Raw genomic sequence first — 9,648 nt, forward strand, 5'->3', positions numbered from 1 at the left:
CCCTAGGGTTCAACAACCGGTTGCGCTTCTCGAGCCCCGCCACAATGCGCTCGACCGCATTGTTGAAATCTTCCATCGTGACGACGTCCGCCCTCCGGCGCGTGGCAAGCAGGGTGGCCTCGTTGACGAGATTGGCGAGGTCGGCGCCGGTAAAACCCGGCGTCAGCGCGGCAACTTTCTCCGCGTCGACATCCGCCGCCAGCTTGGCCTTTTTCATGTGGACTTGAAGTGTCTGGACGCGACCTTGCTTGTCCGGCCGATCGACCAGCACCTGCCGATCGAAACGGCCGGCGCGAAGAAGTGCCGGGTCAAGGATTTCCGGGCGATTCGTCGCAGCGAGCAGCACGACGCCGATTTTCGGATCGAAACCGTCGAGCTCGACCAGGAGTTGGTTGAGTGTCTGCTCCTTCTCGTCGTGGCCGCCCATCATCGGGCCCGCACCGCGGGCGCGGCCCAGCGCATCGAGTTCGTCGATGAAGATGATCGCCGGGGCTTTGGCGCGTGCCTGCTCGAACAGGTCGCGCACACGAGCGGCGCCGACGCCCACGAACATCTCGACGAATTCAGAGCCAGAGATCGAGAAGAATGGAACATTTGCCTCGCCTGCAACGGCCTTGGCGAGCAGCGTCTTTCCGGTGCCGGGTGGCCCGACCAGCAGCACGCCCTTGGGCATGCGCCCTCCAAGCCGGCCGTATTCCTGCGGGTTTTTCAAAAAATCCACGATCTCCTGCAGCTCGGCCTTGGCCTCATCGACACCTGCCACGTCGTCGAACCTCACGCCGGTATTGGCCTCGACATAGACCCTGGCCTTGCTCCTGCCGATTTGCATCAAACCGCCCATGCCACCGCCCATGCGTCTCATCAGCAACATCCACAAGCCAAAGAAGACGAGGATCGGGACGACCCAGGAGAGCAGGTCGCTCAGGAAGGTGCTTTCGATCTGGCCAGTGACGGTGACGCCGTGTTCCTGCAGCTGCCGTGCCAGATTCGGCTCGACGCGCGTGGTAATGAATAGCGGTTTCCCGTCCTGCGGCTCCTTGAAGCGGCCTTGGATGAAGCGATCGGAAACCTGCACGTCGGCGATCTTGCCGTCGCGTAGCAGGGTCTCAAACTGGCTATAGGGAATCTGCGCGACGTGCTGCGTGGCGGTGTAGACATATTGGAAGATCATCAGCACCGCGAAGGCGGCGATCCAGTACCAGATATTGAACTGCGTCTTCCTGCTGCTCATGTCCATGGCATCTCCTCCAGCGTCACATCAATGCAGGTTGCCGAACCGCCACGGCACGCTGGGTGCCGTGGCCAGCCGGCGAAGCCGGGATGGCTCCCTCGCTCCAGCAATTGGATTTGCCCTTGGAGCCGCGACAATCGGCTTCGGAGCGTGCCTTGGGAGAACGTCGGGGAGCGCAAAGTGTTGCAAGGAGTACTGCGAGGGAGCCTTGGGATTCGCAGTCGCCCGCGACAGCTACGCGCCCAATCGGGACCTTCTGGAACGGAAATCGATCGCCGAAGGAGACACGTTGCCGGGCTCACGATGCCGAGCCTGCTGCAAGCCAGGCATCGCGCTTGGTGATCCGCCCTCAAGAGGCGGCTGCTTCTGGCAGGCCCTCCAAACAAAGCCATTTATGCTTTCTGTGAGGCCAATGGAGCATTGTCGGGGGCGGGAATTCCGGGTCCTCCAGACAGCCGACCGATACCGACAGCGCATTCTTCAGCCCTTCTGCCCGCATGAAGACGACCGAGCCGCACGTCGTGCAGAATGTCTGCTCCAGCCATTGTCCCGACGAGCCGGTTCTGCGCCAGGATCTGGTCTCGCCTTTGTGGCCGACGACGGTGGAGTCGGCGTAAATGGCCCGGTATGAGAACGCCGTTCCGGTGCAGCGCTGGCACTCCATGCAACTGCACGCATAGACGCGTCGCGGCTCTCCGGCGAGGACAAGTTCCACAGCCTGGCATGAGCAGGTCGCGGTTCGTTTCATCTTGCCGCTATGCATTCGCGGGCGCCCCGCTCTGGCGCGGCGAGCCATTTCGAAACAGGGGCGCGAGGGATGCAAAATCATCTTCCATGCTCCCGAGCGAGAGCGCCCGCCGAAAGATCATATCCATGGCGCGCGGCATAGCCGCGTCGAGGCCTCGCTCCTCGCATGCCTCAAGCAGGTGCTGAAAGGCGCCGTAGTGGGCACCCAATGACGCCAGGGTCGCGTCGTCGCCGGCAAAACGGCGTGCATTCGTTCTATCCACCAGGTCGAACAGAGCGGCATCGACAACCGGCTTGAATCCGGAAAGATGGCTCCTGAACGTCGCCAGGTCGAGACCTTCAGCCTCGGCGACGGCCATGCCCTGGAGCGCTCCGAAGAGCCCGCCCCACATCTGAGTGAGCAGAGCGGTATCAAGCGCCGAGGCTTGACCTGGCAGCTCCCCGACATAGCTCGTGCCGCCGCCGAGTGCGAAGAGCAGGGGCTTGTGCTTCTCGTAAACGTCACGGGAACCCGAATAAAGCAGTGCGGTCTCTGATTTGCCGATAAAGTCCGGAGTGGCCATGATCGCTCCGTCCAGATAGCCGGCACCATGCGCTTCCACCCAGCGGGCTTCTTCCCGCGCCAGACGCGGTGAGCCGGAGGTGAGTTGCACGACGGCTTTGCCGGGCAATGCCGAAGCGGTGCCATCCCGCTTCAACAAAGCTTCGCTGGCGGCATAGTCGAGAACATTGATGATCACGACGTCGGCCGCATGGATTCCGGCCTCTACTGAAGGGGCGACCTTCGCGCCAAGGGCCGCCAATGGATCGCTTTTTGCCGCGGTCCGATTCCAGACCCATGTTGGATAGCCGCAGTCGAGCAGCGTTCGAGCAATGGACGAGCCCATTCGGCCCGCGCCGAGCACGCAGACATTCGATGCCATAGTAACTTCTCCGATAGACTGATGGCCCTGTCGACGAGGGTCCGTTTTATGTTTGGCGCGCTCGATCGGAAGATATAAATTCTTGCTGCGTTGAGAAGTACGCACCTTGAGGTAAGCTATCGCCATCATGACAGGAGCTGCCAAATGAGGCGCAAGGAACCAGACAGCTGCGGTTTTGCTGCCGCGCTGCAGGCCATCGGCGGAAAGTGGAAAACCTCGCTGCTATGGGAATTGCACCTGCGGCCATACCGCTTTGCCGAACTGCGCCGCTTGCTGCCTGGCGTCAGCGAAAAGGTGCTCACGCAACAATTGCGGCAGATGGAAGCCGACGGGCTGATCAGCCGGCGCGTCTATGACGAGGTGCCGCCTCGCGTGGAATACTCGATCACGCCGCTCGGCTTTAGCCTGAACGATGCGGTGACAGTCATGTCGGCGTGGGGCAAGCACCACGAGACATGGAAATCGCAGCGTAAGGCGGCCTGACACGGGCAGGCCTATGGAGGCTTTGGCCGACCGCCGCACGATTCCTAGTCGATGCGCGGTCGCTGCTTGCCACGACGGGCCAGAAGATTGGCGACGACGAGCAGCACAATCGACAACACCATCATCAGCGTCGCGGCGGCGGTGATTGCCGGGCTCAGCTTCTCGCGCAGCCCGATGAACATTTCGAGCGGCATAGTGCGCTGATTGGCGCTGGCCAGGAACTGCACCACGACGACCTCGTCGAACGAGGTGACGAAGGCGAAAGCGGCCCCTGACAGCACGCCGGGCAGGATCAGCGGCAGCATGACCCTGAAAAACGATGTGATGGGCTTTGCTCCGGAGATGGCGGCGGCGCGCATCAGATTGCGGTCGAAGCCGGTGAGGCTCGCTCCCACCGTGACGACGACGAACGGACTGGCGAGCGCGGTATGCGCCAGGATGATGCCGGCATAGGTGCTGGCAAGTCCGACACGTGCGTAGAACAGATACGAGCCGACGGCGGTGATCACCACCGGCACGATCAGCGGCGACAACAAAAGCGGCATGACAATGCGGCGACCGGGGAACTTTTCGTCGGAAAGCGCGATTGCCGTCAACGTGCCCAGCGTCGTTGCGATCAGCGTCGTGCCGAAGGCAACGATCAGGCTGTTGCCGATCGCAGATTGCCAGCGCTGGGTTCCAAGCACGACCTCGTACCAGCGTGTCGAAATTCCCTCCAGCGGGAAGATGAAGAAGGCGCCGCTGTTGAACGACAGGGGAACGGGAACCAGGATAGGCACGAGGAGGAACAGGATCACCATGCCGCACCACAGCCAGAGCAGGGTGATGCGGATTCTTTCGCCTGTCGTTGGATAAGAAGACAGCAACATGGCTACACCAGCTTGAGGCGGTCGAGGCCGAGGATGCGGGCGAAGATGCCGAACAGCGCCAGGGTGAAGACGAGCAGGATGAAGCTGAGCGCCGCCGCCATCTCCCAGTTCAGTTCGACATTAACGTAGCTGGCGATGAAATTGCTGATCAGCTGGTCGCTAGCGCCGCCAATCAGCGCCGGCGTGATGTAATAGCCGAGGCAGAGGATGAAGGTGAGCAGGCAGCCCGCCATCACGCCCGGAAAGACCTGTGGAAGATAGACGCGGCGAAACGCAGTATAAGGTTTTGCGCCGAGGGAATAGGCAGCCTTCATCTGCGAAGGCTGGATGGTGCGCATGACGCTGTAGATCGGCAGCAGCGTGAACGGCAGCTGGATGTGGGTCATGGCGATGATCAGTCCGATGCGGCTGTACATCAGGTCGAGCCGGTCGTCGGCGACGCCGAGCCACAGCAGCAGGTCGTTGACCAGGCCGAATTTCTGCAGGAGCACCGTCCAGGCCGCGGTTCGCACCAGGATCGACGTCCAGAACGGCAACAGCACCGCGACGATGAGGATGGCGGCGAGGCCCTTGGGTACGGAGGCGATGAGGTAGGCGAGGGGGAAGCCCAGTATCAGCGTGGCCAGCGTCACCGCTGCGGCGACGAAAAATGTGCGCATGAACACCTGCACGAAGATCGCCTGTTCGGGTGACACCCTTTCGATGCCGCCATCGCCGTTCCAGCGCAGATCAAGCGCGCTCAGCAGGTAGAACGACGTCACGCTATGGGTGCCGCTCTCGATGACCGGCCATGTGCCCGGCGCCGACCAGAACGGCACGGCTTTCATCACCTCCAGCGGCGGCCTGTCGGCGGCTTCCAGTTGGCGCACCGTCTTGAGCACCTGGCTGCGTGCACCCGGCAGGCGCGCGTTGAGGCTCTTGGCGAGTTCATAGGCGGTGCCCTTGGCCTGATTGCTCCGGAGGTCGGCGGCAAGAGCCAGGAAGGCAGCGTCGTCGGGCAGTCCGGTGCCGTTCCAGCCGCGCAATGCCTGGCTGGTCTGTGGCAAGGCGTCGGCAATCGTCGGATCATAGACGGCGCGCGACAGAAGCAGGACAATCGGGATGCCGAAGCTCAACGCCAGCAGCACGAGCAAAGGCGCCGCCAGCGCCAGCGATCGCAGCCGGTCGCCGAGATCGGCGCGCCGAAGCGCCGCCGCGACCGACTTTGCTGTGCCGGAATCGGCGGCCGACCAGTCGCGGCTTGCCCGCGGCCGGTCCAGTTTCGTGGGCTCAAGCGCCGACATTTTCCCTACTGCGCGAGCCAGGCATTGAAGCGCTTGACCAGATCCTCGCCATAGTCACCCCAGAATTCGGTGTCGGCGACCAGATAAGCGGTCATGTGGTCAGGTGCGTTCGGCAATTTCGGCAGGGCGTCCGGCGCGACGAAGGAGGCCGAATCGATGTGCACCGGCCCGTAGGTGATGTAGCTGGCGAGCTTGGCGTTGATTTCCGGCTGGCTGATATAGGCAAGATATTTGTAGGCCAGCTCCGGGTTCTTGGCGCCCTTCGGAATGGCGATCATGTCGTATTCGAGGATCTGGTTGTTCCAGACAATCTTGAACGGCGCCCCGTCCTTGTCGATGGCGTTCTGGATACGGCCGTTCCAGGCGGTTGTCATCACCACTTCCTTGGATGCGAGGAGCTGTGGCGGCTGCGCGCCGGCATCCCACCAGACGATGTCCTGCTTGATGGTGTCTAGCTTCTTGAACGCACGGTCGACGCCTTCGGGGGTTGCCAGCACCTCGTAAACATCGGCCGGCGCGACACCGTCGGCCATCAGCGCCCATTCGAGGTTCTGTGCCGGAAACTTGCGCATCGCGCGCTTGCCCGGAAACTTTGTCGTGTCGAAGACGTCGAGGACCGAGGTTGGCGCCTCCTTCAGCACGTTGGGGTCATAGGCAAGCACATCGCCATAGGCGTCGAGACCGACGCCGCAGTCGAGTGCGGAACCTTCGATGAACTTTTCACGGGGGGCGATCTTGGAATAGTCGAGCCGCTCGAGAATGCCGGCGTCGCAACCCTGCAGCACGGTCGCGGTCTCGACCGTCACCAGATCGATCGGCACGTTGCCGGTGTCGACCATCGCTTTGACCTTGCCGAGATCGCCAAGATATTCCTGCTCGACGATCTTGATCCCGGTCTCCTTACTGAACGGCTCGAACCATGCCTTGCGCTGGGCATCCTGCCAGGCGCCGCCGCTGGCCATGATCGAAAGTTCGTCGGCAAAGGCGGCATGTCCCATGGTGATGAATGCTGTGGCTGCCGCGAAGGCGAACAGCCGGGCCTTTGTGATTTTCATTGTTCTTATTCCCCTGTTTTCGAGATGGAACCGCCCGTCCCGGCATCGGCCGGAAAGGCACGGCAGTCGTTGGGCGCGCAGGAAACCATGACCGGTTCCCCGTTGCCCATGGTCGCTTCGGGGCCAACCTTGACGGTCAGCACCTGTCCGTTTTCCAGCCTGGCCAGAAGACGCTGGTGGTCGCCGAGATAGATGCGGCCATCGACGGTGGCGGCTAGCGCATTTGCTCCGTTCGAAGCGGGCGCAAGCTTCAGCCGCTCCGGGCGGATGGCGACATGGCAGGGCGCACCCTCCGTGACTCCGATGGCCAGCGCGGCGACCGAACCGCCGCCGTCCAGCGCGACGCGGCACTCCTTGCCGGAGACGCGCTCGACCTTGCCTTCCAGCGTGTTGTTCTCGCCGATGAAGCTCGCGACAAAGGAGCTCTGCGGCGTGTTGTAGAGATCATCCGGCGAGCCGAGCTGGGCAATTCCGCCATTGTTGAACACGGCAACGCGGTCCGACATGGTCAGCGCCTCGCTTTGGTCGTGCGTCACGTAGACGATGGTGACGCCTAGCATCGTGTGGAGCTGCTTGATCTCGAGCTGCATATGCTCGCGCAGCTTCTTGTCGAGCGCGCCGAGTGGCTCGTCCATCAGCACCAGGCTTGGCTCGAACACCAGCGCGCGGGCAAGCGCGACACGCTGCTGCTGGCCGCCGGAAAGCTGTGCCGGCCGCCGGTCGCCGAACTGCCGCAGCCGCACCATGTCGAGCGCGCGGCCGACGCGGGATGCAATGTCCGCCTTGGTGATCTTGCGGACCGAGAGCGGGAAGGCGACGTTCTCCTCGACGCTCATGTGCGGAAACAGCGCGTAGTTCTGGAACACCATGCCGATGTTGCGTTCGTAGGGCGGCAGCCTGTCGACCGACCGGCCTTCAAGCGTAATGACGCCGCCGGTCGGCCGTTCGAAGCCGGCGAGCATGTTGAGCGTCGTCGTCTTGCCCGAACCGGAGGGGCCGAGAAGGGTAAGGAACTCGCCGCGCGCCACGCTGAGGTTCAGCCGTGTCACCGCGAAAGTCCGGCCGTCATAGGATTTCTCGACATCGACGAATTCGACAAATCCCTGCCGGCCGGCGTCCGGTGCCGCAGCGGCGCTGTCGGCTGGCAAGACTGTTGCTTCGGCGATCACGGACGGAAATCCGTAGAGCGGCGGCAATGGCCGCTTGTCGAAACGAGGTGGTGCTTGCCGTCCATGGGTCGGTCTCGCATGACGCTGGCCGCGCAAGGGCGGCAAACAAACTTGTATGCTCACACAATCAATCGCTAAAGAACCATAGATGCAGACAAGTTCGCCCGTCAAGCGGCTTTCTTCCGGATTGTGTGAGATTTTTTCAGGCGAATTTTGAAAACGTGTACCGGACAAGTGCTATTGTCCGGAGCATTGTCTTATGCTAGATGCGCCATTAGCCAGAGAGTCAACACACCGAAACCGCCTAGCCGCATGCTTCAGGACCTGCAACTCGCCTCGGATGAAGGCCCGGTCTACCGGCGCCTTGCGGACGCTATTGCCGAACGGATTACAGCCGGCACGCTTGCCGTTGGAGACCGGCTGCCGCCGCAGCGCGAGATTGCCCGCGCACTTGGCATCAACGTCACCACGGTGACGCGCGCGCTGTCGACGCTGCAGCAGCGCGGGCTGCTCGAAGCGCGGCCCGGGCGCGGCACCACGGTCGCCGCCCGCAACGGCGGCGAAGGACCAGGTTTCGTGTCGGCGCCGAGCGAAGACACCGGTGTCATCGATCTTTCCGTCAACAGACCAGCGACCTCGGCCTATCTCGACGCGCTGGCGCTGCTGTTGCCGCGCCTGTCCAAGGACCGGCACTACGTCACGCTTCAGGACTATCACCCGCCTGAGGGGCCGCTGTGGGCGAGAGAGGCAATCGCCGAGTGGATGCGGCCGGCGGCAGGCGACGGCGATCCCGGCCGGGTGGTGCTGGCGGCGGGCGCCCAGCATGGGCTGGACTGTGTGCTTGGCGCGGTGACCAGGCAGGGCGACGTCGTGCTCGCCGACGAAGTGACCTATCAGGGCATCAATGCATTGTGCCGGGTGCATGGGTTAGAGCTCAGAGGCGTCGCCATGGATCGTGGCGGCATGCGGGCCGACGCGTTCGACGCGGCCTGCGCGCAGCTCCGCCCGCGCGCGGTCTTCCTGGTGCCGACCCTGCACAACCCGACCACCATCACGCTACCCGAGGAACGCCGGCACGAGTTGGTGGCTGTGGCCCGTCGCCATAACGTCCTCATCATCGAGGATGACGTCTACCGCCCGCTGGCGGACAATCCGCCGCCGTCGCTTGCCAGCCTCGAGCCCGAATTGACGGTTCACATCGGTGCCTTGTCGAAGTGCGTTGCCCCAGGACTGCGCCTCGGTTTTGTGATCGCGCCACGCGCCATAGCCGGCCAGGTCGCCGCGGCTTTGCGCATCAACTGCTGGAGCATCAGCCCTCTGACCGCGCTGATCGGCGCGCGACTGATAGAAGAGGGCGCGGCTGCGCGTATTATCGAAGCCCAGAAGCAGGAGCTTCGCCAGCGCCAGGCCATCGTTACCGAAATCCTCGGCCGGTACGATGTCCAGAGCCACGCCGCCTCGACCCATGCCTGGCTGCGCCTCCCGGAGCCGTGGCGGGGCGCGGGTTTCGCTCGCACCTGCCTGGAACGTGGCGTTGCCGTTCTTCCCGGCGATGCCTTCGCGGTTGGGCGCGAGCCGGTGCAGCACGGGGTACGCATCAACGTCGGCGCCGCGCGCTCGCTCGACGATCTGCGCACGGCCCTGAACACCATGGCCGAACTGCTCGCGGCCGGACATCTGCAACTGCCTGGCTTTGTCTAGGGGCTCGGTCGTGGCAGCACCGGAAACCGTGGAAGTCGCCATCGTCGGCGCCGGCATTGTCGGTTTGGCAACGGCACTCCGGCTTGCGGCCGAGGGGCGCGAGGTGCTGCTCATCGACCCCAACGAGCCTGGCTCCGGCGCCTCGTTCGGCAACGCCGGAACGCTCGCCGAATATGCCTGCATGCCG

General features: G+C 63.3%; 10 protein-coding genes. 3 read left to right on the forward strand and 7 right to left on the reverse strand.

What is annotated here, in order from left to right:
- The 3 genes from EOA86_RS09905 to EOA86_RS09915 all read right to left on the reverse strand — a co-directional run.
- On the reverse strand, positions 1 to 1,237 hold a 1,237-nt coding region (locus EOA86_RS09905), incomplete at its 3' end, for an FtsH/Yme1/Tma family ATP-dependent metallopeptidase (RefSeq protein ID WP_164891656.1).
- 343 nt (positions 1,238 to 1,580) lie between these two features.
- Positions 1,581 to 2,060: a GFA family protein gene (locus tag EOA86_RS09910; RefSeq protein ID WP_348633338.1), complete on the reverse strand. Its 480-nt coding sequence runs from the start codon at positions 2,058 to 2,060 to the stop codon at positions 1,581 to 1,583.
- On the reverse strand, positions 1,987 to 3,030 hold the full coding sequence (locus tag EOA86_RS09915; protein ID WP_245485672.1) for an NAD(P)-dependent oxidoreductase: 1,044 nt from the start codon (positions 3,028 to 3,030) through the stop codon (positions 1,987 to 1,989). Before EOA86_RS09915 ends, EOA86_RS09910 begins: the two co-directional genes overlap by 74 nt.
- Positions 3,031 to 3,045: 15 nt before the next feature.
- On the opposite strand from EOA86_RS09915, the gene EOA86_RS09920 reads away from it, so the two are divergent.
- Positions 3,046 to 3,384, forward strand: a complete 339-nt coding sequence (locus EOA86_RS09920) for a helix-turn-helix domain-containing protein (RefSeq protein ID WP_127209294.1) — start codon at positions 3,046 to 3,048, stop codon at positions 3,382 to 3,384.
- Positions 3,385 to 3,428: 44 nt separating this feature from the next.
- Here the strand turns inward: EOA86_RS09920 and EOA86_RS09925 are convergent, their stop codons facing one another.
- The 4 genes from EOA86_RS09925 to EOA86_RS09940 are packed head-to-tail and all read right to left on the reverse strand — an operon-like array spanning position 3,429 to position 7,760.
- On the reverse strand, positions 3,429 to 4,253 hold the full coding sequence (locus EOA86_RS09925) for an ABC transporter permease (RefSeq protein WP_127209293.1): 825 nt from the start codon (positions 4,251 to 4,253) through the stop codon (positions 3,429 to 3,431).
- Positions 4,254 to 4,255: 2 nt separating this feature from the next.
- Positions 4,256 to 5,536 carry an ABC transporter permease gene (locus tag EOA86_RS09930; protein WP_095520208.1) on the reverse strand — a complete coding sequence of 427 codons (1,281 nt, stop codon included), beginning with the start codon at positions 5,534 to 5,536 and terminating at the stop codon, positions 4,256 to 4,258.
- Positions 5,537 to 5,541: 5 nt separating this feature from the next.
- Positions 5,542 to 6,591 (reverse strand): ABC transporter substrate-binding protein, encoded by a 1,050-nt coding sequence (locus EOA86_RS09935; protein WP_127209292.1) that lies wholly within the window; start codon positions 6,589 to 6,591, stop codon positions 5,542 to 5,544.
- Positions 6,592 to 6,596: 5 nt separating this feature from the next.
- The gene (locus EOA86_RS09940; RefSeq protein WP_127209291.1) at positions 6,597 to 7,760 is read right to left on the reverse strand and encodes an ABC transporter ATP-binding protein; all 1,164 of its coding nucleotides are present in this window, start codon (positions 7,758 to 7,760) and stop codon (positions 6,597 to 6,599) included.
- Positions 7,761 to 8,072: 312 nt separating this feature from the next.
- Between EOA86_RS09940 and EOA86_RS09945 the strand changes: the two genes are divergently transcribed.
- The gene (locus tag EOA86_RS09945) at positions 8,073 to 9,461 is read left to right on the forward strand and encodes a PLP-dependent aminotransferase family protein (protein WP_128341442.1); all 1,389 of its coding nucleotides are present in this window, start codon (positions 8,073 to 8,075) and stop codon (positions 9,459 to 9,461) included.
- A gap of 10 nt (positions 9,462 to 9,471) precedes the next feature.
- Positions 9,472 to 9,648, forward strand: a 177-nt coding sequence (locus EOA86_RS09950) for an FAD-dependent oxidoreductase (protein WP_164891657.1), incomplete at its 3' end; no start/stop codon positions are given.

Origin of the sequence: Mesorhizobium sp. M5C.F.Ca.IN.020.32.2.1 (assembly GCF_004023105.1) — a bacterium.
Taxonomy (GTDB): domain Bacteria; phylum Pseudomonadota; class Alphaproteobacteria; order Rhizobiales; family Rhizobiaceae; genus Mesorhizobium; species Mesorhizobium wenxiniae.